Genomic DNA, 26,526 nt, shown 5'->3' on the forward strand with positions numbered 1-26,526 from the left:
GCCTGTTGTTCTAAGGCTCGTCCTGCTGTCAGGAGAGAACTCGCCCTGCGGGCTCAAACAGCTCTCCTGACGGGCGCAGGATTTCGCCAAGAACAACAACGGCTCAAAACAAAAGTCGCTGCAAAGCTTACAAGCCCCACTGCCGTTTCAGGAGACTACAGAAGCGGTTTCAGAAACTTGACCCAACCCGGTGCACCACCGGTATTGATGGTGACCGAAGCGCTGGTACCAATACGTAAGGGCAGCTTTGGATCAGGATTGGTAATCATTACCCGTACAGGCACCCGTTGCGTGACCTTTACCCAGTTACCTGTCGCATTTTCCGGTGGTAACAGGGAAAAAGCATTGCCGGCACCGCCGCTGAGGCTGACCACCGTCCCCTTGAATTTGTGGTTGGGATACATGTCTACCTGAATACGGGCAGTCTGCCCGGTATGAACCCGATTCAGATCGGTTTCCTTGTAATTGGCCTCCACCCAATATTGGGCATTACCGATCAACGGGAAAAGATCCTGGTTGATGCTGACGACATCACCCACATGAATTTTGTCGACTTTGCTGACTACTCCGGTGATGGGCGCATATAACGTCGTTTCCGCAAGATACATTTTGGCGGTCCCCAGTGCGGCCTTGGCTGCGGCGATTCGGGCTGCATTCAGGCTCTGCTGGGCGCGGGTGGCAGACAAATTGGCTTTTTCGGCTTGCCATTGCGCCATGGCTCCTTTTGCGGCCGTCATCCGGTTGTCTGCTTCCTGGGCAGAAAGGTATTTTTGAGCTGCCAGTGCCGCAGCACGTTGGGCATTGCGCTGGGCGTTCTGGTAAGTGATCTGGTCTGCGCTGACGCGCGCCTCGGCTGCTGCAATGTTGGCCTGAATAGCATCCGTCTGGCGTTCTGCCTGAGCCAGTTCTGCCTCGGCTTTCTCTACATCGTACTGGTAGGCCTCGGGGTCTATTTTGACCAGAGGCTGCCCGGCGTGTACCACTTGGTTGTCGCGCACATAAATGTGAACAATATGTCCGGTCACTCGTGGCGCAATGTTGACCACATGGGCATGGATGTAGGCGTCATCGGTGTTGGGGTAATAATTGGCAATCTGAAAATAGGCATAGGCACCGAAAGCGACAATAATGAGAATGATCAGGACCAAAAAGCGTTTGAGCCAGCGCATAGCTTTCCTTGTGTTGCAATTACAGCAGCCAATTCCAGAACTGCCCTATCAACGAACCATAATATTCCGTATATACTGGGTTCCAGGGCACTCCGGTAAGACAGCAGCGTAACTTCAGTCCTGTTGTGAAATTTTGACAGGTTCGGAAGTAAATCGCATACTGACCGTTCGGTTGATACCTTAACCTAAACACTTCAAGTCGGCAAGATGATGTATGAATAATCTGGATACTAAGGAGTAATCATGAAAAATAAGCAGTGGGCCCGGGCGGGTATTTTAGGCTGTGCCGTTCTCGGATTGTTGGCGGCAACTCCAGCACTGGCGGACGGTGAAGGTTTGCACGTGATTCAGGGCGGCCCTTCGTACTTTAATATTGGTCTTGGTGCTTTTAATGCGGCGGGCGTGAGTCCGGGGCCGGGATATTCCAATGCGACGCTTCCAGAACTCAACCTGGAATACCAAACCGGTGCCAAGTTATTCGGGGTGGGTGCTGTCTATGGGCTGATGGCCAATACGAATGGCGGCTTTATGGGCTATACGGGCTTTTATACAGATGTTGCCTGGGATCACTGGGTGCTGACTCCCGTTTTGGCCATGGGTGGTTATCATCAAGGGCGGGGTAAATATCTGGATGGCACTTTTCAGTTTCGTCTGGAGCTCAGCCTTGATTATCAGTTTGCCAATCAGTCGCGTTTCGGTCTGAAAATCGCCCATATTTCCAATGCCTTTATCAAAAAGAGCGATCCGGGCGAAGATGAAATCATGCTCAATTACTCCATGCCCCTGTCCTTTGGGGAGCATTCCTGATTGGAGTTTTCAGATCTGGATACGCCCTCTGAATTCCTTATGGGTCAGAGGGCTTTCTGCTATCCGGCGTGAAGCCCCAGCTTTTCAAATAAAATCTGGTCATGTCCGCTGCTGGCATTGCTGGTGGTCAGCAAGCGATCTCCCAGAAAAATACTGTTGGCGCCAGCCAGAAAAGCCAGGGCCTGCAACTCGTCGCTCATGGTTTCCCGTCCTGCAGAAAGGCGGACATAGGCTTGTGGAAAGATGATCCGGGCAGCGGCTATGGTGCGGACAAACTCCAGGCCGTCAATGGGCGTGGCCGCTTCCAGAGGCGTGCCGGGAATGGGTACCAGTGCATTGATGGGAATGCTTTCCGGTGCCTGAGGCAGTTGCGACAGCACCTGCAGCATTCGGGCCCGATCCCGGCGCGATTCACCCATGCCCAGAATACCGCCACTACATATTTTGATGCCCGCATCGCGGACGGCTTCCAGGGTATCCAGACGATCCTGAAAGCTGCGGGTATGAATGACCTCACCGTAAAATTCCGGGGAGGTATCCAGATTGTGATTGTAGTAATCCAGTCCGGCAGACTGCAAACGTTCTGCCTGCCCGCTTTTCAGCATGCCCAGGGTGACGCAGCTTTCCAGCCCATGCTCTTTGACCACCTGAATCATGGCGGCGACTTTTTCAATATCCTTGTCATGTGGAGACCGCCAGGCTGCCCCCATGCACAGGCGTTGCGCACCGTTGGCTTTGGCGGCGGCGGCGGCACTGCGCACGGCTTCAATATCCATGAGAGCTTCCGGTTTCAGGCTGTTTTCATGATGGACGCTTTGCGAGCAATAACCACAGTCTTCCGGGCAACCACCGGTTTTGATGGACAGTAAGGTGGAACACTGGATGGTATTGGCATCAAAATGCTGACGATGAATTTGCTGCGCCTCAAAAATCAGATCGTTGAAAGGACGTGCATAGATTTCAAGGATGCTGTCCAGGTTGTAAGCGTGCTTAGAAGGTGTCATGTGCGTTTCCGGTTCGTGTCGAGAGCTGCCTGGCGTATTAAACGCCGCCGAGGTTCAGAATGGCATTGACCAGCAGACCTTTCAATAACTCAATGAGTAAAAGGGCCACCAGCGGGCTGAGGTCCATTCCACCAATGGGAGGAATAATCCGCTGCAGGGGATAAAGGATGGGTCCGGTAACCCGGTCCAGAAAATGGACAATGGGGTTACGGGGATCTGGCTGGACCCAGGATAAAATGGCGCGAATCAGGATGGCCCAGAACAGCAGGGTGAGTACCAGATCCGTCAGGCGAGCGGCTTCAATGCTGATTTCATTCATGCTTTGGTCTTCAGTGACTGACCCAGAGCACGACTGCGCGCGGCGGCGGCAGCCAGGGCACGCTGGGCCAGAGGCCGCAACTGCTCTTCCCAGACCGCCAAACCGGCAGCGGTCGTCCCACCGGGACTGGTGACCTGGTGGCGCAGTTCACTGGGGCTCGCAGGACTGGCTGCAGCCATCTGGGCGGTACCCCACACCGTCTGTAAAGCCAGGGCCCGGGCGGTGACCCGATCCAGACCCTGGAGTACGGCGGCGTCTTCCAGCGCCTCCAGAAATAACAACACATAGGCAGGACCGCTGCCCGCCAGGGCGGTAGCTGCGTCCATCAGGGATTCGTCATGCAACCAGAACACCTTACCCACCCCAGAGAAAATCTGCTGCACGATGTCGCACTGCGATGCCTTGACCGTTGCCTGGGCGAAAAGGGTCGTCGCTCCCGCTCCCACCTGCGCAGGTGTATTGGGCATGGCGCGGACTACGGCCACATTCTCTCCCAGGATGCGGCTCATTTGCTGGCTGGAAATGCCTGCTGCAACGGATACAAAAAGGACCTGGGCATCTACGAATGATTCCCGCCAATCGCTGAGAATCCCATCTACCTGTTTGGGTTTGGCGGCATAAATCACCAGACTGTTCTGTGGCAGCTTTTCGGCCTTGGCAGGACGGCTACGCAGTCCGAATTCTTCGGCAAGGGCTTCACGTCGCTGGGTACTGGGGGCATGTACCTGAATCTGGCTACCTGGTATGCCAAGCTGGCGCATTCCGGAAATGAGAGCGCGAGCCATATTGCCTGCGCCAATAAATACGATGTTTTGTTCAATCATGGTGCCTCCTGGTGACGGCTGCCAAACAAGCGCGTACCCAAGCGGATTTCTGTGGCTCCATGCTCCAGCGCCTGCACAAAATCAGACGAAGTTCCCATGGACAAGGTATCCAGGTCAGGATAATTCCCGCTTTGTAGCAGCGTATTGAATAAGCAGTGCATTTTCTGAAAATTGGCATTTGCCTGATCAGGGTCGGGATGGACCAATGCCATCAGGCCACGCAAACGGAGAAAGGGGAGTTGCTGGAGGCCTTCTGCAAGTGTCGCAAGCTGAGCAGGTGGACATCCTCCCTTGCTGTCTTCCGAGCTGACGGCCACTTCAATCAGCACATTCAAGGGAGTCGAAGCTTCCTGTCTGGCGTTGTTCAGACGTTGGGCAATCAGCAGGCGGTCGACGCTTTCGACCCAGGTAAAGTGCCGGGCAATTTCATGGGTTTTGTTACGCTGAATCCGTCCGATAAAATGCCAGCAAATATCCCCCAGATCGCGTAGTTCATCCTGTTTTTCCAGCGCTTCCTGAAGGTAGTTTTCACCGAAATGACGCATTCCCAAGGCATGGGCTTCGCGGATGACAGACGCCGGAACCCTTTTGCTCACCGCCAGTAATATGGGGCGGTTGGGCTGCCGTAGAGAGCGTTTTATATTTGCCAGATTTTCAGCGAGGGACATGCTGCTCCATGAAACGTGGGCGAAATGGCCAAGGTCGACTATAGTAACGCGCATGAGTCCCAATGCCCAAATGCCGGGTATTACCATGTCATGTGGAGATTTATAGATGGATATTGCTGAACTACTCAGCTTCGCGGTGAAAAATAATGCATCAGATACGCATTTATCTGCGGGTCTTGCACCCATGTTGCGCATTAACGGCGATATACGTCCCATCAATGTTGAAGTACTGGACGGAAAGGCGGTCCACGCGATGATTTATGACATCATGTCGGATTCCCAGCGAAAATGGTATGAAGAAAATCTGGAAATCGATTTTGCCTATGAACTGCCCGGTATTGCACGTTTTCGGGTGAATGCTTTTAATCAGGATCGGGGACCTGCTGCGGCATTTCGTACCATTCCGGCCAAGGTGCTGAGTCTGGAAGATCTCAATGCGCCAAAATCCTTTACGGAGATTATCAATATTCCGCGTGGACTGATACTGGTTACCGGACCAACCGGATCTGGTAAATCCACGACCCTGGCGGCCATGGTGGATCATATCAACGCTAATCGGCCGGATCATATTATTACCATCGAAGATCCCATAGAGTTCATCCATACGGCTAAAAAGTGCCTGATCAATCAGCGTGAAGTGGGGCCGAATACCCATTCCTTCGAAAACGCCCTGCGTTCGGCGCTGCGTGAAGATCCGGATATTATTCTGGTCGGTGAATTGCGTGATCTGGAAACCATGCGTCTGGCCTTGACGGCAGCAGAAACCGGACACATTGTTTTTGCGACGCTACATACCAGTTCAGCACCTAAAACCATTGATCGAATTGTCGATTCTTTCCCGGGTGGGGAAAAGGACATGGTCCGCTCCATGTTATCTGAATCCTTACGGGCGGTCATTTCGCAAACCCTGCTGAAAACTGCCGATGGAAAAGGCCGGGTTCCGGCTCATGAAATCATGATTGCCACTCCGGCCATTCGTAATCTCATTCGCGAAAACAAAGTGGCACAAATGTATTCAGTCATTCAGACCGGACAAAACCAAGGCATGCAAACGCTGGATCAATGCCTGGCAGATTTGGTGCGTGCGCATAAAATCACCCGCGAAGAGGCGATGCGCCGGGTGCAGAACAAAGACAGTTTCATGAATGTTGCCTGAGGTATATCAAATGTCTGTACTGGATGATCTGCTGGCGTTGATGGTCGAAAAAAACGGTTCTGATTTATATCTTACCGTGGGTTCTCCACCGGTCATGAAAATTGATGGGCGCGCCGTAAATCTGGGTTCAGACATCTTGAAACCCGGGCAGGTGCTCAGTCTCGCCAAGGAAATACTGGGGGTGGAACGTCTGCAGGAATTTCAGCATGAAAAAGAAATCAATATGGCCATTTCAGCTCCCGGCATCGGGCGTTTTCGGGTCAATGGATTTTATCAGCGTGGTGAACTGAGTTTTGTGTTGCGTGCCATTAAAACCCAAATCCCGACCCTGGAACAGCTCAGGTTACCATCCATTCTGAAGGATCTCGCCATGACTGCGCGGGGCCTGGTGCTGTTTGTGGGCGCAACGGGTTCGGGTAAAAGCACCTCTTTGGCTTCCATGATTCAGTATCGTAATCAGAATGCTGCCGGCCATATCCTGACTATCGAAGATCCTATTGAATTCATCCATAAAAACCAGAAATCTATTGTTAATCAGCGGGAAGTCGGTATAGATACGCTTACTTATGAAAGAGCACTGGAAAATGCCCTGCGTGAGGCGCCTGATGTGATTTTGATTGGTGAGGTGCGTAATAGGGATACGATGGATCATGCCATGGCCTATGCAGAAACCGGGCACTTATGCATGTCTACCTTGCATGCCAATAATGCCAATCAGGCTATTGAACGCATCATCAACTTTTTTCCGGAAGATCGGAAAAAGCAGCTGCTGATGGATTTATCCCTGAATCTGAAAGCCGTTGTTTCCCAGCGGCTTTTGCCTATCAAGGGTCAGGCTGGACGGATTGCCGCCATGGAAGTGCTGATTAATACTCCGGCGATTGCTGACCTGATATACAAAGGTGAAGTCGGAATGCTCAAGGAAGCCATGGGGCGTACCAACGACGTAGGCATGCAAACCTTTGATCGGAGCCTGCTGGATTTGTACGCCCAGGGTTTGGTGGAATATGAAGATGCGCTGCGCGCGGCCGATTCGCAAAATGATCTGCGTCTGGCGATTAAGCAGGACTGTTTGCGCCGGGGTATTGGAGACCCGGGTGCCATGCATTCTTCCGAGGACAAATGGCAGGTATAGCAGGAGGCCTTTTGTCTTGCTTGTTCGATGCGCTGGCTGGTTTGGTTCTCCTGGCTTGGCTGGTGCTGTTTTTTGCCCGGGGATATTTCTGGCGCACTGATCAGCGCTTACCGGTCCTGGGCGCCGTATCTACAAATAAGGCTGACGCCTGTGCCACCCGATTCCCGGCCGTAACCGCCATTGTCCCGGCACGAAACGAGGCTGAAGGCATTGGACCCTGTGTAAGTGCCTTGCTGCGCCAGAATTATCCGGGAGATTTACGGGTCATTGTGGTGGATGATCAAAGTCAGGACGAAACCGCGCTGCTGGCGAAAGAGGCTGCGGAAAAACTGGATGCTTCTGACCGTCTGCAGGTTCTCAGCGGAAAAGCTCTTCCCGAAGCATGGACAGGCAAGGTCTGGGCCATGCATCAGGGAACGCTGGCTGCTGATGCTGTGTCGCTACTCTGGTTTACCGATGCGGACATTGTCCATGGCCCCGATGTGCTCACCCGGTTGGTGGACCAGCAGCAGCGTGGAAACCGCGCATTGGTGTCGCTGATGGTGATGTTGTCCTGTCGCAGTTTCTGGGAGCGCCTGCTGATCCCTCCCTTCATTTTCTTTTTTCAGATGCTTTATCCTTTTCCCTGGGTGAATGATGCGCGTCGCAAGCTGGCTGGAGCAGCAGGCGGGTGCATGTTGTTGCGGCGGGATTTGCTGATGCAGGCAGGTGGCCTTGCTGCCATGCGGGGCGCCTTGATTGATGACTGCACTCTGGCTGCCCTGTTGAAAATTCAGGGCCCTATCTGGTTAGGGTTGGGTACCGAAAGTTACAGTCTGCGCGACTATCGTTTTTTCGGCGAAATATGGCGGATGGTGGCACGTTCAGCCTATGTGCAGCTGGAGTTCAGTCCATGGCGTCTGTTGGCGGCGACATTGGGCATGCTATTTCTTTACGCTGTACCGGTGATTTTGTTGATTGCCGGGTGCTGGGAGCAGCAATGGATAGGGCTGGCCCTGTCGGTGTTGACCCTGGCTCTGATGTTCAGGGCTTATTTACCCAGCGTCCGCCTCTATGCACAGAACAGCCTATGGGTTTTGACCTTGCCCCTGGCGGCAATGTTTTACACGCTCATGACGCTGGATTCTGCGCGCCGTCACTATCTGGGAAAAGGGGGCGCCTGGAAAGGGCGCCACTATGACCAGTCTGGAGAAAAAAGCTGATGAATGCCGCAGGAAAGATGCGTTCTTATCGATAATGCAGTAGATAACGCCATTCAAAAGCCATTTTGGCGGCATGCCAGAGTGGATTGGGGAGAACGCTGGCGTGGTCCTTATTGCGAAATACCATGATGCCGCTGTCCAGCGCATCCACAATGCACACCAGTTCAGCCCGGAAAGGCTTGTCAGAAGCCTTGTTCCGGAGATGTAAAACCGCATTGTGCACTGCGGCTTCGGCCTGCAGGTCGGCGGTATGGCCCTGCTTGGGCAGCCAGTCTGGACTGTTGGCGTAGGAGCCTGCATCGCCCACCACAAAAACCCCTGGATGCCCGGGAACCTGACAGTATTCATCTGCCTGGACAAATCCGCCGGGCGAAAGCGGTAAACCGGATTGTTGCGCCCAATCAGGCCCCGTCATGCCGGGCATGAAAAGGATCAGGTCCGCCGCAATTTCGCCACCTTCCGTCATGACCTTGTCTGCGGAAAATCCAGTGATTTTATGACCGAGATGCGTCCTGATCTGGCGTTTTTCCATTTCGGCCAGTAATCCGGCAACCGCTTTGGCGCCCAGGCGGTTACCGGGTTCGGTCATGGGATTAAAAAATACCAGATCGATATGTTCACGCCGGCCGGTTTTGCGCAGATAGCTGTCAATGCCAAACAGCAGCTCAAAAACCGGCCCGCCGCGCACGGCAGTGGGCTCCTGAGGGTTGCCGGCAAAGCCAAAGGCGATAGTGCCCTTGTCCAGGGCCGCCAGCCGGTCGCGAATCTGTTCGGCGGCTTCAATACCGTCACAGATGGCCAGGCTATGTTCGATGCCCGGCAATTTGCGCAGGCCCCGACCACCACTGGCAATCATCAAAACATCGTTGGCTATTTCACCCTGATCGGTAACGACCGTCCGGCCTGCGTCGCGCAATTCCGTCACCCGTCCGGCATGGAAATGCACATTTTTGCGCTGAAAAAACCGGTCCAGAGGAATGCGGAGCTGCTCACCCTGACGGAGACCGGTGGGAATCCAGATCAAACTGGGGTAATAAATGAACTCTGCCTTGGGGGCGATGAGGGTGATTTCGGCATCGGGCAACTGCCGGCGGATTTGCCGCACGGCGGTCAATCCCCCAAACCCTGCTCCTATGATGCTGATTTTGTGCATGTTAGCGATCCTCTCTCATGGGTTTACCTTCAAAAGCATCTTCTCCGATTTGTGAGTATATCGCAAAACCTTTTCCGGGATATTGCACCATAACGGAAGGCAGCATACCGAAAAGTTTTATCCTAAAAACGGCAGATGCCGTGGGTGCTTTTTGCCGCGACTTTTGTTCTGAGCCGTTGTTGTTCCTAGCGAAATCCAGCGCCCGTCAGGAGAGCTGTTTGAGCCCGCAGGGCGAGTTCTCTCCTGACAGCAGGATGAGCCCTGGAACAACAGGCGAGGAACAACGGAGCAAAAAGCACCCACGGCATCTGCCGTTTTTAGGTTTAAGGATCAACTTGTGCGTCGATACACCAGATCATAAACACTGTGTCCGAGTTTTTCGCCGCGACGTTCAAAACGGGTCGGAATACGATTGGCGGGTCGCTCCGAAAAGCTATTTCCAGAATCCGTATTTATCAGGCCCTGGGTCTGATTGAGGACGGTCAGCATTTGTTCTGCGTAATCAGCCCAGTCCGTTGCCAGTTGTAATTCTCCACCCGTTTTGAGCAGACGCTGCAAGGTGTCCGCGAACTCAGCCTGAATCAGGCGGCGTTTTTGTTGCCGGGTTTTTGGCCAGGGATCGGGAAACTGAATGATGATGCGCGCAAATAAAGCATCTGGCAGGGTTTTCATCCAGGCCGCGACATCATCATGAACAATACGGATATTATCAATGCCCGCATTTTCCATCTGCAACAGGAGAGAACCGACCCCTGGAGTATGTACTTCTGCACCAATAAAACCCTGTTCGGAATGTGCGGCGGCGAGGGCGGCGAGATGCTCCCCGTTGCCAAAGCCAATTTCCAGGGTGATGGCCCGTTGCCCATTCCATGGATCCTGCCAGGGTTCCCGGGTTGGGATTTGCAGGGCAGGGAGGGTGTCCTGAATCACCCGACGTTGTGCGGCGGTAATACGTCCCTGACGTAATACAAAACTGCGAATCGGGCGTTGCCCGGTATTGAGCGCTTCTTCCATGACAGGCATTATAACCCGTTTAATGTGCAGGCCTAGAGAGGAGAGCAGGCATGGAACATCCCCTGGTTGGGGTGGTAATGGGCAGCAACAGTGACTGGGAGGTCATGGTTGCTGCGACAGAACAACTGCAGGCATTGAATATTCCCCACGAAAAGCGGGTGGTTTCGGCGCATCGAACCCCAGACCTGCTTTTTGATTATGCCGCGACGGCCGCATCCCGGGGGCTGCGCTGCATTATTGCCGGAGCGGGCGGCGCTGCCCATCTGCCGGGTATGCTCGCCGCCAAAACCATCTTGCCGGTATTGGGTGTGCCGGTTCCTTCCCGGCACCTGAACGGCATGGATTCGCTCCTGTCCATTGTGCAGATGCCCAAGGGTATTCCGGTAGCTACTTTTGCCATCGGCGCTGCCGGTGCCGCCAATGCCGGTCTTTTCGCCGCAGCCTTGTTGGCGGCAAGTGATCCGATGCTAGCCCGGCGCCTGCAGGATTTTCGTCACCAACAGGAAGCAGCCGTATTAGCCATGACTTTGCCGGAGTCTGAGCCATGATTTTACCCGGTGCCACCCTCGGAATTCTGGGAGGTGGGCAGTTGGGGCAAATGTTTACGCTGGCGGCCAGGCGCATGGGTTATGGTGTATGGGTTCTTGATCCTGATCCGGATTGTCCGGCGGCGGCCGTGGCAGACCATCATCTTTGTGCGCCCTATGATGATTTTTCTGCCTTGGCGCTTTTGGCGGATCACTGTGCAGCGGTGACCACCGAATTTGAAAATGTCCCTGCCTCAGCCATGATTTATTTGGAAGCGCGAATACCCGTGCGTCCCGGTTCTACGGCGCTGACCATTGCCCAGGACCGGGCGCGGGAAAAAACTTTTTTTCAGGATATTGGTCTGGAAGTCGCGCCCTTTGCACTGCTCAGACAAGAGGATGATGTGGAGCTTGCGGCACGCCAGCTGAGTTTTCCTGCCATCCTGAAAACTACCCGCTTTGGGTATGATGGCAAGGGACAACAGAATGTTGGTACGGCCAGCGAGCTTCCAGCAGCATGGGCCAGCCTGAATACCCCGGAAGCCATTCTGGAGTCACGGATTAAACTGGTTCAGGAATTTTCCGTAGTTCTGGCGCGTTCAGTGGACGGGATGATGGTGTTTTATCCCCTGGCAGAAAATCGTCATCACCATGCTGTGCTTGATCTCAGTATTGTGCCCGCCCGAATTCCAGAGGCACTACAAAATCAGGCTCGACAAAGCGCGGCGCGCATTGCTGAGGCACTAAACTATGTCGGCGTGCTTGCCGTTGAATTTTTTGTGGCGGAAGAGGGCCGTCTGTTGGTCAATGAAATGGCCCCGCGTCCCCACAATAGTGGTCATTATACTATTGATGCCTGTGCCAGCAGTCAGTTTGATCAGCAGGTACGTGCCCTTTGTGGGTTATCCCTGGCAGATACCCGTCTGCTCAGCCCCGTAGTCATGATGAATCTGCTGGGCGATTTGTGGGAAGAAGACGGACCGGATTGGCAGAAGCTGCTTCAGCATCCGCAAGTCAAGGTCCATTTGTATGGCAAGAAGGAAGCCCGCGCAGGTCGCAAAATGGGCCATGTAAATGCCTTAAGTTCTGATGTAGAGCGGGCTTTGGCGGTGTTGGAGACGCTGCGTCAGGACTGGAACTGGCCACGTTAACTGGCATCCGCCGTTTTTGGGATTAATTCCGAACGCGGCCGCTCAACCACTGGGCGATCAGGAGCAGCACGGCGCAACCCAGAAAAAACACCATACTCCAGTGGGTGATGGGCCATCCTGCCAGGCTTTTGCTGCCAGCCAGCGCACAGGAACCATGGCCGGATAAGGTCGAGGCTAAATCATTTCCCAAGCCGCCCAGGGCGGGACTACTCTGAAAAACCTGGACCGAAGAGCAGGCTTCAATCTGATCTGCCGCCATCTGCGTCAGGTGCCACTGCCACCCTGCCAGGGCCGCGCCCAGCAGGGCATATAACGCTGCCAATATCCATAAACCCCGGCGTACCGTGCCTTTCCAGAAAAAGCCCATGGTGACAATGACGATGACGGCCAGATCAGCCAGACGTTGGTAAATACAAATACTGCAAGGCTGCTCGCCGTGTACGAACTGCAGCCAAAGCACCAGCGTAAAGGCAAGAATGCCAGCCAGAATGACCAGAGACGCCAGCCAGGGAGCAAATTTGGACGCGGTCATTGTGCGTGAATAATTTCTGACCATTGTTTGTTATCGGGTAAACCAGGGACATAACGAATTCTGCCATCCTGGCGATAGACCAGAAAAGGCACGCTGGCTCCGGGAATACCGAGCACTTCGGCTTCTTTGTTGACCAAAAGCGAAGCATTGAAATTCAGCACAACACTCATTTTATTTAGTACGGCAACGGGCGCAGGGTCTATGCCCCCTTCTGGACCCCCTTTGGTACTGAATTTGTTTTCATTCAGTTTCAGGGCAGCCAGCGGGTCCTTGGCCGAGAGAATGGCGGCGGCTTTACCAGCGCTACTGGGTGTCAGAAATCCCACGGTAATGAATCTGACCTGTATTTGCTTGTTATGGATAGGGTTTTGCAGCCAGGTATAGATTTCATGGCAATAAGGACAATTAGGGTCGTAAAAATCATAAATAATCGGCCCCTTGCTGCCTTCCTGAATGTAATGGGTGTGGGTCAGGGCCTGCCAATAATCCTGATCCCCGTCACTGCCTGTTGCTGGTCCAGCGATGGCAACAGTCGCGATTCCCTGAATAATCAGGAAGCCAAGCAGCACCCAGCGGGTCAAGTCAATCCGGGGCAGTTTTTTCGGTGTGAGAACCATGGGGAAATTTCCTTGTATGCTTCGTTGCAAGGCAAAAGAGATCTTATTGGGGTGTGTAGCCTATCAAACATCCCGCGCCCCGCCTTTCATGATTCGGGCCTTATCTCTTTGCCATTCCCGATCTTTGATGGTTGCACGCTTGTCGTGTTCCTGTTTGCCCTTGACCAACGCTATTTCTGCCTTGGCCCGACCCTGCTTCCAGTACATGGCCAGGGGGACAATGGTAAAGCCCTTGCGTTCCACGCTCCCGATCATCCGGTTGATTTGCTCGCGGTGCATCAACAACTTGCGGGTTCGGGTAGGGTCGGGATTAATGTGCGTGCTGGCGGTCAGCAGGGGGCTGATATGCGCACCCAGCAGCCAGAGCTCAGCGCCTTTGACAATGACATAACTGTCCTTGAGGTTCAGGCGCCCGGCGCGCATGGATTTGACTTCCCAGCCTTCCAGGACGATTCCCGCCTCAAAACGTTCTTCTATGAAATAATCGTGTTTCGCCTCACGATTCAGGGCGATGGTGCTGCTCATTGCACAACTCCCGTGCCAGTCAGCCAATGATTGTACGTGAAAAAAGGGGTATGCAGAAAGTAGCATTGACTTTACCAGCCCTCCTGTGAAATTTTTGCACAGTGCGAAGGGAGGAACATGGTGGATTCCAGATTGTTGACGGGGCACTTGCTACGACGTCGTACCCGGCAACAGGAGGCTATTCCTGACTGGGTGCTGCTGAATGACATGCAGTCCATTGCCGCATGGCTGGAAACCCGCTTGAGCGCCGCGTCCAGGGAAATTTTACTGGAAAACTATATTTTCGCGGCGGGCCTCTGGCCCCGGCAAATTTTGCGGATATTATGCGACAAAGCCCTGACCGGAGTGGCGGTATATATTACGCTCGATGCCCTGGGCAGTCGCAGCTTTCCTGAAAATTGGATCAGCGAGCTGCGCCAGTCTGGAGCGCACCTGCATTTTTATCACCGTTTGCAACTGAAGGGGCTGGAAAAACGCTTGCGGCGTACCCACCGTCGTATTGTCGCGATTGATGGCCAATGGCTGGCCGTTGGTGGCTTTGCCCTGGATGATGAGTGGCTGGATGCCAAACCAGGAAGTCCGCCTTATCGGGACATGCTGTTTGCCTGTCGTGGTGCTCTGGTGGATCGTGGTCGGGAAATATTTTTCCGGCACCGGCCGGAACATCTGCCAGCCCTGCCTGCCGGAGTGAGTGAAGAAAAGGTGTTCTCTCCGGAGTCCTGGGGGGAAGGCCGGTTTCTCGAAGGTATCCCGCCCGCCAGTTATGCAGTGCGCCGACGCTTGTTGGCAGCCATTCGGGGGGCGCGCCAAAGCATCTGGATTGCGACGCCCTACTTCAATCCTGATCCAGTGATATTGCGCAGTATTTATCGGGCGGTGCAGCGTGGGGTAGATGTGCGGCTGCTGCTGGCTGGACGCATTACCGATCATCCACTTTTGCGATTCGGGATTCAGGCGTATTATCAAAAACTGATGCGTAGAGGCGTGCATATTTATGAATATCAGGGCGCTTTCCTCCACGCCAAGTACGTATTGGTAGACCGATCCTGGGCGACACTGGGTTCGGCAAATTTTGATCTCCTGAGTTTGTGGTTTAATCACGAGCTCAATCTGGAACTGCGTTTGGCCCGGGTATCCTTGCTGTTGCACGGATTATTTGTGCGTGAATTTGCCATATCCCGAAAAATCGATCCGGAACCCTGGCGTAAGCGCCCCTACTGGCGACGTTTGCCGGAGTGGTGTCTGGCTCAGCTTGATCGCTGGGTGCAGGCCCATGCCATGGGTCAACGCCGTTATTGAGAGGATGCATGCATCATATTTGTAAAACATCTGTGTTGCCGTACAGCGCGGGGCAGGTTATGGCCCTGATTGAAGATATTCGTTCCTACCCGCAATTTCTGCCCTGGTGTGGCAGAACCCGAATCATTCAGGATCGGGGCGAAGAAGTGATTGCCGAAATCACCATTTCTCATGGTGCGTTTGGCAAATCATTTACCACCAAAAACCGTTATCAGCGCCCCAAGCTGGCTGAAGTGCGTCTGGTGAATGGTCCTTTTCGTTTCCTGGAAGGATTGTGGCAGCTTGAACCTGACCCCAAGGGCACCAAGGTGACGCTGGATATGCGCTTCGAATTTGCCTCACGGCTGGTGGGCGCGTTTCTGGAGCCCATTTTCAAACAGGCAGCAGAAACCATGGTGCAGCGTTTTGCGCAAAGAGCGCGCGCCATATACGGTCCCCCTGCAGCCATTCCGGCAACAGGGGACAGTCCATCTTCTTAGGCTTTCGTCCGCCTAGGCTTCGGGCTTTTTCGGGCTTTTGACCGTGCCTTTCACATCCCCCTGCACGCCGATGAGCTTGTCGTCCTTGTCAAAAAGAACAATCACCTTGCGGACCTGGGTACTGCTATAGGCTGGCTTATAGCTATAAGAGTAAATCCATTGATGGGGGTGCCAGGGGTCCTTCAGCAGTGGTGAACCCAGAATGGTACGCACTTGCAGCGCATCCATACCCGGATGCAATTCTGCCAGTTGCTGGCTGGTGACGACATTACCCTGCTGTACGGCAACCCGATAAATACTGCAGGCTCCGAGGGAGAGGGCACAAAAGGTAATCAGGGTAATCAGGCGGAGGCTTCTCATAGTCCTTGTCTTAAGCGTCAGGTACCACTATCCTAAACTATTACGCATGGGAATTGCTACGAGCACATGAGCTACGAAAAATTGAATAGTGACGAATTGAAGCGGGCCGGTCTGAAAGCCACGCTGCCACGTCTGAAAATTCTCCGCATTTTTGAAGACAGTGATACCCGGCATTTAACGGCGGAAGAAGTGTATCGTCAGTTGCTGGATGCCGGCGAAGAAGTGGGTCTGGCCACGGTCTATCGGGTCCTGACCCAGTTCGAGATGGCTGGTTTGGTCCGCCGTCATCATTTTGAAGGGGACAAGGCCGTTTTTGAAATGAACGAAACCGGTCACCATGATCATATGGTCTGTACGGCTTGTGGCAAGGTTCTGGAGTTTTTTGATGAGGCGCTGGAAGCCCGTCAAAATGAAATCGCCGGAGCTCAAGGGTTTTTCATCAGCGATCATAGCCTGTATTTGTACGGGACCTGTCTGGGGATGCAGGAATCCGGGGTCTGTTCTTTGCAGACTCCAGCCAGCAAATAATTTTCTGAACTTATGTAAAGTTAGTTGCTGAGTACCAGATTATCACGGTGAATAATTTCTACTTCGTCGATATCCCCGAATAATTCCAAAAGAGTCTTGCTGCTTTTTCCCATTCTCAGCAGGACATCTTCATAAGCAAAATTCACCAGGCCACGGGCTATTTCCTGTCCTTCCGGGTCGACGCAGCATAACAGATCGCCGCGCTGAAAATCGCCCTCGGCAGCAGTAATCCCTACAGGTAGCAGGCTGCTACCTTTTTCGCGCAAGACCCTGGCCGCACCGGCATCCAGATGCAACAACCCGTTGGGGCGGAGCTGACCGGCCAGCCAGCGCTTGCGTGCCGCCAGCTTGGCGACGCCGGGCCGAAAATAGGTGCCCAAAGGTTCTCCCGCCCAGATGCGCAGCAAGACATCCTCAGCGCCACCCGGCGCGATGATGGTAGCCGCACCAGATTGTGCCGCACGGCTGGCTGCGTGGACCTTGGTACTCATTCCGCCGGTACCGATGGCGCTGCCGCTGCCCCCGGCCATGCTCAGCAGGGCAGGATCCCCAGCCTCCACCTCGGTCAATAAACGGGCATCAGGGACTTTACGGGGATCCTGGTCGTACAAACCTGCCTGGTCCGTCAAAATCACCAGTAAATCGGCTTCCAACAGGTTGGCAACCATGGCGGCCAGGGTATCATTATCGCCAAATCGGATTTCGGTGCTGGCAATGGCATCGTTTTCATTGATGATGGGAATGACCCCGAGTTCCAGCACCGTACGCAGGGTTGCCCGCGCATTCAGATAGCGATGGCGTTCCTGAAGATCTTCGTGGGTCAGCAGTACCTGGCTGCCGTGTACCCCGCCCCGGCGGAGGAATTCGTTATATACCTGAATCAGTGCTGCCTGGCCGACGCTGGCTGCCGCCTGCAGCTGGTGCAGGGCGCTGGGACGGCTCGACCAGCCCAGGCGCTCCATGCCCGCTGCCACGGCGCCGGAAGAAACCAGTACAATGTCCAGGCCATGCCGGCGTAGTACCAGCAGTTGCTTGACCCATGCCTCAATAGCAGGGAGGTCCAGGCCTTGGCCATTATTGGTGAGCAGGCTGCTACCGATTTTAATGACCCAGCGCTGGGCATTTTTAAGGTCGCGGCTCATTCATCGTCATCCCAGTCGGCGCTCAAATCGTCACCTTCCCACTCTTCCAGATATTCTTCCCCTTCATCGCCCCATTCTTCCGACTGGACTGGATCAGGTGCGGGTGGCAGATCCGGCAGTGCCTGCCAGATGGCGTGGGTGAGGGCATTGCAGCCCGCACCGCTGGCGGCGGAAATCAAAAATGCCGGGCCATCCCAGGAAAGCTCGGCACGAATCGCCTGAAAACGCGCCTCGCCTTCTTCAGCGCTGAACAAGTCGGCCTTATTGACCACCAGCCAGCGTGGGCGCTGGGCGAGGGCGGGGCTGTAAGCGAGCAGCTCTTCTTCCAGGGCGCGAATGTTCCCGGCAGGGTTGCTTTCATCCACAGGAGCCATGTCGACCATGTGCAGGAGCAGGCGGGTACGACTGAGATGCTTCAGAAAACGGGTGCCTAGCCCGGCGCCTTCGGAAGCTCCGGGGATCAGGCCGGGAATATCCGCGAGAACAAAAGATTCGTGGGTCGCCACCCGGACTACACCGAGATTGGGGTAGAGGGTGGTGAACGGGTAGTCTGCCACTTTCGGGCGGGCCGCACTGACTGCCCTGATCAGAGTGCTTTTGCCCGCATTGGGCAGGCCCAGCAGGCCAACATCGGCCAGAACCCGCAGTTCCAGGCGAAGATTGCGTTCTTCTCCCTGCGTGCCTTTTTCATATTGACGGGGTGCGCGATTGATGCTGGATTTGAAATGCAAATTGCCGTGTCCGCCGCGTCCGCCTTGAGCGACCAGCAAACGTTCCCCGTCTTCGCGCAAATCTCCCAATAATTCGCGGGTGTCGTCATCGTAGACCAGGGTACCCACCGGAACGTGGATTTCTTTATCCAGACCCGCGCGCCCGGTCATTTGTCTCCCCGCACCACCATGCCCGGTTTCGGCCCGGTAACGGCGCTGGTAGCGAAAATCTATCAGGGTATTGAGGCTGGCCTGCGCGACAAGGAAAACACTGCCACCGCGACCACCATCGCCGCCATCGGGACCGCCAAAGGGGATAAATTTTTCCCGACGAAAGCTCAGGGAACCATGTCCACCGGTACCCGAAGCAACATGGATGCGTACTTCATCAATAAACTTCATAAAAAACCCCGCTCCCGCAAAAACGGGGCGGGGTCCCTCTGCGCAGAGGCCGGTTCAGGCCAAGGATACGACGCTGACGGTACGTACCTGGCGCGGTCCCTTGCGCTCGAATTTTACAACCCCTTCTGCGGTAGCAAAGAGGGTGTGATCCTTGCCAATACCGACGTTGCTACCCGGATAAAACTGGGTGCCACGTTGACGAATGATAATGTTGCCGGGGATGACCAGCTGTCCGGCGTAACGCTTCACGCCCAGCCGCTTGGATTCTGAATCGCGTCCGTTGCGCGAAGAGCCACCCGCTTTCTTATGTGCCATGACTGTGCTCCTTAGGCTTCAATGCCGGTAATGCGGACTTCAGTAAAATACTGACGATGTCCCTGCTGTTTACGGTAATGCTTGCGCCGACGCATCTTGAAGATATGCACCTTGGCAGCCCGTCCCTGGCTGAGCACGGTGGCCTTGACGGCGGCACCAGCTACCAGCGGTTGACCGACCACTACATCACTGCCAACGCCGACCATCAGTACCCGGTCCAGCGCGAGTTCCGCACCTGGCTCTGCTTCCATCTTTTCGAGCCGGAGCTTGTCGCCCACTGTCACCCGATACTGCTTGCCACCATTTTCAATGACCGCGTACATCACAAACCTCCAACAAGGGTTTTACCCGGTACTGTCCGGAAAAGTTCGCAAGGATAGCGTTATCAGTCTATTAACGCAAGAGGATGAGGACTTGTTTTGTTGACTGATCTGCATCGGCGCATAAATTGTCTGAGCGAACCACTCAAGTGCGGGGCAATAAGCGGTCCAGAGCATTCGCAAAGGCCTGCCGGTCGGCTTGGCTCAGGGTGGCGGGGCCGCCAGTACGCACGCCGGAATCTCGCAGCTGCTCCATCATATCCCTGATGCGTAGACGCTCACGGATGGTTTCTGGGGAGTACCGCTCGCCGCGTGGGCTGAGCGCATGGCCGTTTTTCTCCAGTACGGCAGCGGCCAGGGGAATATCGGCGGTAATGACCAGATCGCCCGCTTCAACGCAGCGCACAATTTCATCATCGGCCACATCAAAGCCGCCAGGTACTACCACGCTGCGAATGTGAGCCGATTGGGGCACACGCAGGGGCTGATTGGCGACCAGGGTCAAGGGCAGTTTCAGACGCGTACTGGCGCGAAACAGAATTTCCTTGATGACATTGGGGCAGGCGTCGGCATCGACCCAGATATGCATGGAAAGACTCGTATTTATAGAGGAATGGACCTTGGCATAGATGGAACTTGCTGGCAATGCCAACATCCCGTTATGTGGTAGCTAACAACCCACCTGAATGAGTTGAAATGTAGATGGCGGGTAAGCATCTGGGGTGCTTTGTCCAATCACAGTATTTTCCAATCCATAAATGAGTCTGGGAAGTGGTTGTAGAGAATGCCCTGTCAACCGGTTTTCGGGGGCCGTCCATGGATCGTTTTGAATAGTCTTTGACGGGCCTTCTGGAGCTGGTCCGCCGCCTGGTTGTCGCTGATCTGGTAAGCGAGCTGGTCGAGTATTTCAAAGGTTACGCCGGGTTTCAAATAGCTTTCTGCCTGGGGCAATGATTTGAGCTTGTCATAAGGCGTCATCATGTTCTCATAGGGGTAGAGTTTACGTTGTTTGCCTTTGGCATCAGTGTGGGTTTCCGGGAAGAAGCAGGGACGGTGGAAGTTGATATAGGGATTGAGGTGCTGTTGGTTGAAGGCGTTGATCAGTGCCGCCCAGCGTTGAGGAATATGGCTGTACCCGAACAGCTTTCTCACCACAGTGCCGTTTTTGCTTTCGGCCAGGGCGTTGTCATTGGAATGACGTGAGCGGGACTTAGTGAACTCGATGCGCAGTTTCTCCAGCAGCCCGGCGACCCGTTTGTTGATGTATTCCGAGCCGTTGTCGGAGTGGAAGCCGAGCACGGTAAAGGGGAAACTGTCCAACAGCTGCTCCAGAGCTGGAATAAGGTGGTGCTCGCTAATTTTCTCGACGCTCACGACGATCTCGAACTGGGTGTGTTCATCCACCGCGTTGATGTGATACACGCCTTTCTGTTTGTCCAGGTCGCCTTGATGGACCGTGTCGATGCGGATATAGCCGGGCTGGCCGTTGGGCTGGGGTTTGCGCCGCTCGCCGATGGTTGATGCTTTGGGTCGGGTCTTTGCAAAGTGGCAGCGCTGGCGGGTATAGGTGGTGGATTTTCTCAGGTTATACAGGTGGCTCACGGAGATCGCGGCCAGCCGCTCGTACTCGGCCTGACCGAAGACCGTGCAGGCCCGTTCACACAGCTTCTTGATGGCCTGACCGCAGGGCGTGTCGTGGCGCTCATCCATCGCCGCCAGCAGGCGGATATCCTCGGCGGTGTACTGGTGCTGGAAACCAGCCACCGTGCGCTGGCGGCGCTGTAACCGACCGTGTTGGCGATACTGGGCAATCAGCCGGGTGATCTGCTGACGGGAGTAACCACTGACCTTCATCAGATAGCGGATCACCACCCCTCTGGCGGGGCGGGGCAACGTCACATACCGGAACTTGACCAGTTCCCCCTGAATCCAGCGGTAGCAAGTGTCCTTGTCGCCCATGACCGAAAAGGCCACCGCCTGGGTACCGGACAGAAAGGTCTCGAGTTGTTCAATCGTTTTTAACTCTTCAAGTTTCATGATGGCTTTCATTCCTCCATCATGAACGGAACCCGATTCCGTTGCAGCTTACTCCAGACGCATTTCATGCTAGAAACACGTTCCACCCTTCAGACTCATTTCATATTGGACAAGGCTATCACTTGCATCAGGCACCCCAAGTATGACAACCTGATTACAAGAGGTTGTAGCGCTGCAGTAGCCAAAAGCGTATAAAAACCCGTAAATGAAAAAAGGAGGCAGGCACAGGCTGATCATGAACCCGATTACCTGCTGCAAGGAGCCTTGAGGGAATGTCTCAAACCCGTTTACATACTATTTTGCCCGGTGATTTCAATGATTCTCCGGATTTTCTTCGGGAACCTGTGACGCTGCCACCCCCGTACCGGGATGAAAGTCAGCAGGTTGAAGCACTGCTGTCGGCGCTCAGCGGCAAGCTGAACTGGCTGAACGTCATCGATCATGCGCGGCCCTGGGTGGAGGCGGTGCGCAAGCAGCCAGCCCCGTTCTGGGCTCTGGAGTCGCTGTTAAGGGAGTACCCCATCACCAGCGCCGAAGGCTTGGCCTTGATGCGTCTGGCCGAGGCCCTGCTGCGCGTGCCCGATACGGGTACGGCGGCCTTGCTGGCAGCGGATCAGCTGGGCAGGGCGCGCTTTGCCGGTGAGGAAAAACAGTCCTGGATTACCCAGATTTCGGGTCGGGTGCTGATTCTATCCCGCCGTCTGCTTGCCGAAAAAGAAACACGCAGTCTGGTGCAACGACTGGGCATGAATACCGTCGTGACAGCAGCAGTGCGGGCCATTGCGCTACTGGGGCGGCAGTTTGTACTGGGGCAGGATCTTGCTGAGGCGCGCCGGCGCTCTGCCGAAGCCCGAAAAAAACAGCCCGCACTCTGCTATTCCTACGATATGTTGGGAGAAGGTGCCCGCAACAGTGCCGATGCAACCCGCTATGCGGCTTCTTATGAATCTGCCTTGCGCGCTTTGGCCACCCAACCCGGCAGTGGGGGTTCCCGGGAGCGGGATGGCATCTCCATCAAATTGTCAGCACTGCATCCGCGTTTTGAAGAAGCCCAGCGCGCCCGTCTGTGGAAAGAGCTGTTCCCCAAGTTGCAGCAACTGGCCGAGCTGGCGGCTCAGGGGCGTTTGAATCTGACGCTGGATGCGGAAGAAAGCGATCGTCTTGAGTTGCAGCTCGATTTGCTGGATGCCTTGCAACAGCATATTGCCCGGCAGGCCACTTGTGCGGGCTGGGACGGGCTCGGCATAGCCGTGCAGGCGTATCAGAGCCGGGCAGATGCTGCCATTGACGAAGTTCTGGCCCGGACGCGCCGCAATCAGAGCCGTTTGATGCTGCGGCTGGTCAAGGGCGCTTACTGGGATATGGAAATCAAAAGAGCCCAGGAGATGGGCTTGTCTGGGTATCCGGTGTTTACCCATAAACATCATACTGATATCAGCTATCTGGCCGGTGCGGCGCGGCTCCTTGAAAACGCCAACGGTCCTCAGGCATTGGTCTACCCGCAATTCGCCACCCACAATGCAGCGACCATTGCTGCTGTTTTGCAATTGGCGGATCAACAACCCGATGCCCGTTTTGAGATGCAGCGTCTGCATGGCATGGGAGAAGGAATTTATCGGGAGGTTTTACGCCACGCCCGCATTCAGCACTTGCGGATATATGCCCCGGTGGGTCGTCATCGGGATCTGCTTGCCTATCTGGTCCGGCGACTTCTCGAAAACGCTGCCAACACGTCTTTTGTTCATCAGTTGGCTAATCAGCATGTGGCTGCCGCAGATCTGCTGGTCAGTCCGCTCTGGCGGGCGGAAGAGGCGGCCTTACCCAAACCCATAGAGATTTACGGCCATCTTCATGGTGAATTACGACTGAACAGCCAAGGAATGGATATGACTTACATTGCCGAACGTAGCCCCGCCCTGGAAGCCGCATTGGCCCTGCGGGTAAAAACCCCCGAAGAAATACCGGTGGAAGATATAGACCCGTTAATGCACGCACTGCACGCCGGGCAAATGCGCTGGGATGCGGTACCCGTCGAGCGTCGTGCCGAAATTTTGACCCGGGCGGCTGAGCTGCTGGAAACCCGGCAGGACAAATTGCTTTCCCTGATTATGCGCGAAGCACATAAAACTTTGGCAGATGCGGTTGCCGAACTGCGTGAGGCCGTAGATTTTTGCCGTTATTATGCCATTCAGGCCAAGGCGCTCATGCGCAAGGAAGCTCTGCCCGGTCCCACCGGTGAGGCTAACTCCCTGAGTCTGCGGGGGCGCGGTGTGTTCGTTTGTATCAGTCCCTGGAATTTTCCCCTGGCAATTTTTGCCGGGCAGGTCGTTGCGGCTCTGGTTACGGGCAATAGTGTGGCAGCCAAGCCCGCCGAGCAGACCATGGCCATTGCCCAGGCTTTTGTCGAACTTTTGTGGGAGGCCGGAGTTCCCCGCGATGTGCTGGCGCTGATGCCCGGTGCTGGCGAAACCGTAGGCGCGGCTCTGGTAGAGCATCCGCTGACTGGCGGCGTGGTGTTTACCGGTTCAACTGGTGTTGCTCGCCACATTCATCAGGGTCTGGCGGCCAAGGAAGGCCCCATTGTGCCCTTGATTGCCGAAACCGGCGGCATTAATGCCATGATTGTGGATTCTACGGCTCTGGCGGAACAGGTGGTGGATGCAGTGATTGCCTCGGCATTTCGTTCCGCCGGACAGCGATGTTCGGCACTGCGTCTGCTCTGTGTACAGGAAGAATGTGCAGAAGAAATTCTGACCATGCTCAAAGGGGCCATGCAGGAACTGGTGATTGGACCGACCATCCATTATGCCACCGATGTCGGACCCGTTATTGATGCCGAAGCGCAGACCAATATTCTGGCACAAATTGCCCGGGTGGAGCAGGGTGGGGGAAGATTACTGGCCCGTTGTGCCTGGCCCCCGTCTTTGCTGGAAAATGCCCGGGTTACGGATAATTCTGTAGTGTTGACCATGCAGGACGATCAGCAGCGTAATCTGCATTTTGTAGCCCCCTGTGCGTATGCCATTACCCATGTCAGTCAGGTTCGCGAGGAAATATTTGGTCCGGTGCTGCAGGTGGTCACCTGGAAAGCCGGACAGATTGATGCCCTGGTGGATGCCATCAACGCTTTGGGATTTGGGCTGACTTTAGGTGTCCAGACCCGGATTGATGGGCGGGCGGCACATATCGCTGCGCGGTCCCGCTGCGGCAATGTCTACGTAAACCGCAACATGATTGGCGCAGTGGTTGGTGTGCAACCGTTTGGTGGTGAAGGCTTGAGTGGAACCGGCCCGAAAGCCGGCGGTCCCCATTATTTATTGCGCATGGTGGCTGAACAGGCGCTGAGCATCAACACCACAGCAGCGGGAGGCAACGCGGAGCTGCTCTCCCAAGGCCGATTGTAAAGATTATACGGGGGCTTTGAGTATCGGTGTGTCGAAATTCTGCTCGCTTAACTGAATGTTTTTCAGTTCGGCGGCACGTTCGAAATCACGAATGACTTCAAGCACATCGTGATCAATGAAACGGACTTTTTTGCCATCCAGAATCACTTCGGCATCTTTGGGCAGTCTCTCCAGAATATGCGAGAGGCGCGCCTTGTTGACGAAGGTAACCTCCCTGTTCAGGGATATTTTGTAGGCGTTGCCCTCCCGTCCAATATCGATGGCGCTGTGATAGTTGGCTTTGAGGACGAAGAAAATACCCGTGAGCAGCCCGATCACCACGCCAGTAATCAGACTGGTGAACAAAATCGCAATAATGGTGATGAAGAAGGGCAAATACTGGGACTTATCCAGCCTGAACATTTTCCTGAAAAAATTCGGATGGGCCAGTTTGAAACCGACGAAAATCAGGATGGAGGCCAAGGCTGCCAAGGGGATATGATTCATCAACGTAGCCAGAAATACGACGGCCAGCAACAGAAAAATCCCGTGCAGAAAGGCGCTGGCTTTGGTCCGAGCCCCGGCCGCCACGTTGGCCGTGCTCCGCACTATGACGGCGGCAACCGGAAGTCCACCAATGAGGCCGCTGGCGATGTTGGCCACTCCCTGTCCCAGCAGTTCGCGGTCAAGAGGGGTGCGTCTTTTGAAAGGATCCAGTTTGTCGGAGGCTTCTGTGGAAAGCAGGCTTTCCAGGCTGGCAATAAAGGTGATGGCGATAGCGGTCATCCATACGGTTTTTGAACCGATCATGCCCCAGTCAGGCATTTGCAGCATGCCCCTTAAGTCCGCCAGAGAACGAATTTCAGGCAGGTTGACCAGATTGCTTTTGTCGATGGCAAGCCCGGGCAGGGCATGGACAAACAGCACATTCAGGAGGGTTCCGAACACCACCGCCATCAACGGGCCGGAGAGCCAGGTCTGTTTGCGCAGGACGGCTATCTTATCCCAGACAATCAGGATGACCAGGGCAAGTACGCTGACCAGCAGCGCTCCCCATTCCACATGGGCGAGTGCGGCAATAACGGCACTGAAGGTGTTTTCTCCATGGGCATCAAAAAAATCCTGATTACCAAATTCGCCAATATCAAAACCAATGGCATAGGGAAATTGTTTGAGGATGATGATAATCCCGATGGCCGACAAAATACCCTGGATGACGGCCGACGGGAAAAAATAAGCCACCACCCCTGCACGCAAGAGCGCCAGAATAATCTGAATGCCGCCAGCAATAACCACAGCGAGCAGTAACGCCGGAAAACTGTGCAGGGTTTCCATGGCCACCAGCAGCGTGGCCACAATGGCTGGGGTGGGGCCACTGACGGCCAGGGGCGAGCGGCTGAACAGGGGAACCAGAACCCCACCCATGATGCCAGCGATCAAACCCGCAATCAGTGGGGTGCCGGAAGCCAGGGCGACTCCAAGACAGAGGGGCATGGCGACCAGAGCGACGACCACGGCGGCAGGCACATCGGCCCGCAGATTTTTGAGTGGGGAAAGATTGATTGACTGATTCATAAAAAGTTCCAAATAGATGGCATGAAACTGGTGAGTCGCGGAGCGCGGTGCAAGCAATCACTTGGTGTCTTTTTAATTGCCAGTGAGTCTATAAGGAGGGCTGGTAATCAGCAAGTATTAAAATATTAAAAAAGGCCCCGGATGGGGCCTTGTCAGTTTGAGGCGTGTATTCA

The 26,526-nt window shown here is 54.8% G+C and carries 28 protein-coding genes; 10 read left to right on the forward strand and 18 right to left on the reverse strand.

The genetic code is table 11. The features are described from left to right. Nucleotides 1-155: 155 nt before the first annotated feature. Nucleotides 156-1,169 carry an HlyD family secretion protein gene (locus tag H7F11_RS02990; protein WP_193649793.1) on the reverse strand — a complete coding sequence of 338 codons (1,014 nt, stop codon included), beginning with the start codon at nucleotides 1,167-1,169 and terminating at the stop codon, nucleotides 156-158. A 243-nt stretch (nucleotides 1,170-1,412) separates the two neighbouring features. Between H7F11_RS02990 and H7F11_RS02995 the strand changes: the two genes are divergently transcribed. Further along, nucleotides 1,413-1,976, forward strand: coding sequence for an acyloxyacyl hydrolase (locus tag H7F11_RS02995; protein WP_193649794.1), 564 nt, complete (start codon nucleotides 1,413-1,415; stop codon nucleotides 1,974-1,976). A 59-nt stretch (nucleotides 1,977-2,035) separates the two neighbouring features. Here the strand turns inward: H7F11_RS02995 and bioB are convergent, their stop codons facing one another. From bioB to H7F11_RS03015, 4 genes are read right to left on the reverse strand one after another with little or no spacing between them, the layout of a single operon-like run. Further along, nucleotides 2,036-2,980 carry a biotin synthase BioB gene (bioB, locus tag H7F11_RS03000; protein WP_193649795.1) on the reverse strand — a complete coding sequence of 315 codons (945 nt, stop codon included), beginning with the start codon at nucleotides 2,978-2,980 and terminating at the stop codon, nucleotides 2,036-2,038. 37 nt (nucleotides 2,981-3,017) lie between these two features. Next, nucleotides 3,018-3,299: a YggT family protein gene (locus tag H7F11_RS03005; RefSeq protein ID WP_193649796.1), complete on the reverse strand. Its 282-nt coding sequence runs from the start codon at nucleotides 3,297-3,299 to the stop codon at nucleotides 3,018-3,020. Continuing rightward, entirely contained in the window at nucleotides 3,296-4,123 is an 828-nt protein-coding gene (gene proC, locus H7F11_RS03010; RefSeq protein WP_193649797.1) for a pyrroline-5-carboxylate reductase, read from the reverse strand. The genes H7F11_RS03005 and proC overlap by 4 nt, the downstream gene beginning before the upstream one ends. Then, nucleotides 4,120-4,791, reverse strand: a complete 672-nt coding sequence (locus tag H7F11_RS03015; RefSeq protein WP_193649798.1) for a YggS family pyridoxal phosphate-dependent enzyme — start codon at nucleotides 4,789-4,791, stop codon at nucleotides 4,120-4,122. The genes proC and H7F11_RS03015 overlap by 4 nt, the downstream gene beginning before the upstream one ends. A gap of 106 nt (nucleotides 4,792-4,897) precedes the next feature. On the opposite strand from H7F11_RS03015, the gene H7F11_RS03020 reads away from it, so the two are divergent. The 3 genes from H7F11_RS03020 to H7F11_RS03030 are packed head-to-tail and all read left to right on the forward strand — an operon-like array spanning nucleotide 4,898 to nucleotide 8,284. Further along, complete coding sequence (locus H7F11_RS03020; RefSeq protein WP_193649799.1) at nucleotides 4,898-5,947, forward strand: type IV pilus twitching motility protein PilT; 1,050 nt, start codon at nucleotides 4,898-4,900, stop codon at nucleotides 5,945-5,947. Nucleotides 5,948-5,957: 10 nt separating this feature from the next. After that, nucleotides 5,958-7,082, forward strand: a complete 1,125-nt coding sequence (locus tag H7F11_RS03025; RefSeq protein WP_193649800.1) for a PilT/PilU family type 4a pilus ATPase — start codon at nucleotides 5,958-5,960, stop codon at nucleotides 7,080-7,082. Between the two features lie 11 nt (nucleotides 7,083-7,093). Then, nucleotides 7,094-8,284 carry a glycosyltransferase gene (locus tag H7F11_RS03030; RefSeq protein WP_227485210.1) on the forward strand — a complete coding sequence of 397 codons (1,191 nt, stop codon included), beginning with the start codon at nucleotides 7,094-7,096 and terminating at the stop codon, nucleotides 8,282-8,284. Between the two features lie 25 nt (nucleotides 8,285-8,309). Here the strand turns inward: H7F11_RS03030 and H7F11_RS03035 are convergent, their stop codons facing one another. Together H7F11_RS03035 and trmB are read right to left on the reverse strand one after the other, a co-directional pair. Beyond that, on the reverse strand, nucleotides 8,310-9,437 hold the full coding sequence (locus tag H7F11_RS03035) for an NAD(P)/FAD-dependent oxidoreductase (protein WP_193649802.1): 1,128 nt from the start codon (nucleotides 9,435-9,437) through the stop codon (nucleotides 8,310-8,312). Between the two features lie 330 nt (nucleotides 9,438-9,767). Beyond that, nucleotides 9,768-10,460: a tRNA (guanosine(46)-N7)-methyltransferase TrmB gene (gene trmB / locus H7F11_RS03040; protein WP_193649803.1), complete on the reverse strand. Its 693-nt coding sequence runs from the start codon at nucleotides 10,458-10,460 to the stop codon at nucleotides 9,768-9,770. A 41-nt stretch (nucleotides 10,461-10,501) separates the two neighbouring features. On the opposite strand from trmB, the gene purE reads away from it, so the two are divergent. Together purE and H7F11_RS03050 are read left to right on the forward strand one after the other, a co-directional pair. Then, on the forward strand, nucleotides 10,502-10,999 hold the full coding sequence (gene purE / locus H7F11_RS03045; protein ID WP_193649804.1) for a 5-(carboxyamino)imidazole ribonucleotide mutase: 498 nt from the start codon (nucleotides 10,502-10,504) through the stop codon (nucleotides 10,997-10,999). Continuing rightward, on the forward strand, nucleotides 10,996-12,129 hold the full coding sequence (locus H7F11_RS03050) for a 5-(carboxyamino)imidazole ribonucleotide synthase (protein ID WP_193649805.1): 1,134 nt from the start codon (nucleotides 10,996-10,998) through the stop codon (nucleotides 12,127-12,129). The genes purE and H7F11_RS03050 overlap by 4 nt, the downstream gene beginning before the upstream one ends. Before the next feature lie 22 nt (nucleotides 12,130-12,151). Here H7F11_RS03050 and H7F11_RS03055 read toward each other — a convergent pair whose 3' ends face one another. The 3 genes from H7F11_RS03055 to smpB all read right to left on the reverse strand — a co-directional run bounded on the left by H7F11_RS03055 (nucleotide 12,152) and on the right by smpB (nucleotide 13,803). After that, nucleotides 12,152-12,661 carry a disulfide bond formation protein B gene (locus H7F11_RS03055; protein ID WP_193649806.1) on the reverse strand — a complete coding sequence of 170 codons (510 nt, stop codon included), beginning with the start codon at nucleotides 12,659-12,661 and terminating at the stop codon, nucleotides 12,152-12,154. Continuing rightward, nucleotides 12,658-13,278: a thioredoxin fold domain-containing protein gene (locus tag H7F11_RS03060; protein ID WP_193649807.1), complete on the reverse strand. Its 621-nt coding sequence runs from the start codon at nucleotides 13,276-13,278 to the stop codon at nucleotides 12,658-12,660. Before H7F11_RS03060 ends, H7F11_RS03055 begins: the two co-directional genes overlap by 4 nt. Nucleotides 13,279-13,341: 63 nt before the next feature. Further along, complete coding sequence (gene smpB / locus H7F11_RS03065) at nucleotides 13,342-13,803, reverse strand: SsrA-binding protein SmpB (RefSeq protein ID WP_193649808.1); 462 nt, start codon at nucleotides 13,801-13,803, stop codon at nucleotides 13,342-13,344. A gap of 117 nt (nucleotides 13,804-13,920) precedes the next feature. On the opposite strand from smpB, the gene H7F11_RS03070 reads away from it, so the two are divergent. Together H7F11_RS03070 and H7F11_RS03075 are read left to right on the forward strand one after the other, a co-directional pair. Then, nucleotides 13,921-15,102, forward strand: coding sequence for a phospholipase D-like domain-containing protein (locus tag H7F11_RS03070; protein WP_193649809.1), 1,182 nt, complete (start codon nucleotides 13,921-13,923; stop codon nucleotides 15,100-15,102). A gap of 8 nt (nucleotides 15,103-15,110) precedes the next feature. Next, nucleotides 15,111-15,581 (forward strand): type II toxin-antitoxin system RatA family toxin, encoded by a 471-nt coding sequence (locus H7F11_RS03075; RefSeq protein WP_193649810.1) that lies wholly within the window; start codon nucleotides 15,111-15,113, stop codon nucleotides 15,579-15,581. A 12-nt stretch (nucleotides 15,582-15,593) separates the two neighbouring features. On the opposite strand, the gene H7F11_RS03080 is transcribed toward H7F11_RS03075, so the two are convergent. Next, nucleotides 15,594-15,941, reverse strand: a complete 348-nt coding sequence (locus tag H7F11_RS03080; RefSeq protein WP_193649811.1) for an outer membrane protein assembly factor BamE — start codon at nucleotides 15,939-15,941, stop codon at nucleotides 15,594-15,596. A gap of 66 nt (nucleotides 15,942-16,007) precedes the next feature. On the opposite strand from H7F11_RS03080, the gene fur reads away from it, so the two are divergent. After that, nucleotides 16,008-16,469, forward strand: a complete 462-nt coding sequence (fur, locus tag H7F11_RS03085) for a ferric iron uptake transcriptional regulator (protein ID WP_227485211.1) — start codon at nucleotides 16,008-16,010, stop codon at nucleotides 16,467-16,469. 20 nt (nucleotides 16,470-16,489) lie between these two features. On the opposite strand, the gene proB is transcribed toward fur, so the two are convergent. From proB to H7F11_RS03115, 6 genes are all read right to left on the reverse strand, one after another. Then, entirely contained in the window at nucleotides 16,490-17,611 is a 1,122-nt protein-coding gene (gene proB / locus H7F11_RS03090; protein ID WP_193649812.1) for a glutamate 5-kinase, read from the reverse strand. Next, on the reverse strand, nucleotides 17,608-18,723 hold the full coding sequence (gene cgtA, locus H7F11_RS03095) for an Obg family GTPase CgtA (RefSeq protein WP_193649813.1): 1,116 nt from the start codon (nucleotides 18,721-18,723) through the stop codon (nucleotides 17,608-17,610). The genes proB and cgtA overlap by 4 nt, the downstream gene beginning before the upstream one ends. Nucleotides 18,724-18,777: 54 nt before the next feature. Further along, nucleotides 18,778-19,038: a 50S ribosomal protein L27 gene (rpmA, locus tag H7F11_RS03100; RefSeq protein WP_193649814.1), complete on the reverse strand. Its 261-nt coding sequence runs from the start codon at nucleotides 19,036-19,038 to the stop codon at nucleotides 18,778-18,780. Between the two features lie 11 nt (nucleotides 19,039-19,049). Next, nucleotides 19,050-19,361 carry a 50S ribosomal protein L21 gene (gene rplU / locus H7F11_RS03105; protein WP_010641361.1) on the reverse strand — a complete coding sequence of 104 codons (312 nt, stop codon included), beginning with the start codon at nucleotides 19,359-19,361 and terminating at the stop codon, nucleotides 19,050-19,052. 142 nt (nucleotides 19,362-19,503) lie between these two features. Next, nucleotides 19,504-19,947 carry a YaiI/YqxD family protein gene (locus tag H7F11_RS03110; protein WP_193649815.1) on the reverse strand — a complete coding sequence of 148 codons (444 nt, stop codon included), beginning with the start codon at nucleotides 19,945-19,947 and terminating at the stop codon, nucleotides 19,504-19,506. A gap of 203 nt (nucleotides 19,948-20,150) precedes the next feature. Next, nucleotides 20,151-21,407 carry a DDE-type integrase/transposase/recombinase gene (locus H7F11_RS03115; protein ID WP_193649816.1) on the reverse strand — a complete coding sequence of 419 codons (1,257 nt, stop codon included), beginning with the start codon at nucleotides 21,405-21,407 and terminating at the stop codon, nucleotides 20,151-20,153. Nucleotides 21,408-21,667: 260 nt separating this feature from the next. On the opposite strand from H7F11_RS03115, the gene H7F11_RS03120 reads away from it, so the two are divergent. Further along, on the forward strand, nucleotides 21,668-24,799 hold the full coding sequence (locus H7F11_RS03120) for an L-glutamate gamma-semialdehyde dehydrogenase (RefSeq protein ID WP_227485212.1): 3,132 nt from the start codon (nucleotides 21,668-21,670) through the stop codon (nucleotides 24,797-24,799). Nucleotides 24,800-24,802: 3 nt separating this feature from the next. Here the strand turns inward: H7F11_RS03120 and H7F11_RS03125 are convergent, their stop codons facing one another. After that, entirely contained in the window at nucleotides 24,803-26,353 is a 1,551-nt protein-coding gene (locus tag H7F11_RS03125) for a SulP family inorganic anion transporter (RefSeq protein ID WP_193649817.1), read from the reverse strand. Between the last annotated feature and the right edge of the window lie 173 nt (nucleotides 26,354-26,526).

The sequence above is a fragment of the Acidithiobacillus sp. HP-2 genome (genome assembly GCF_015100155.1).
GTDB lineage: Bacteria > Pseudomonadota > Gammaproteobacteria > Acidithiobacillales > Acidithiobacillaceae > Acidithiobacillus.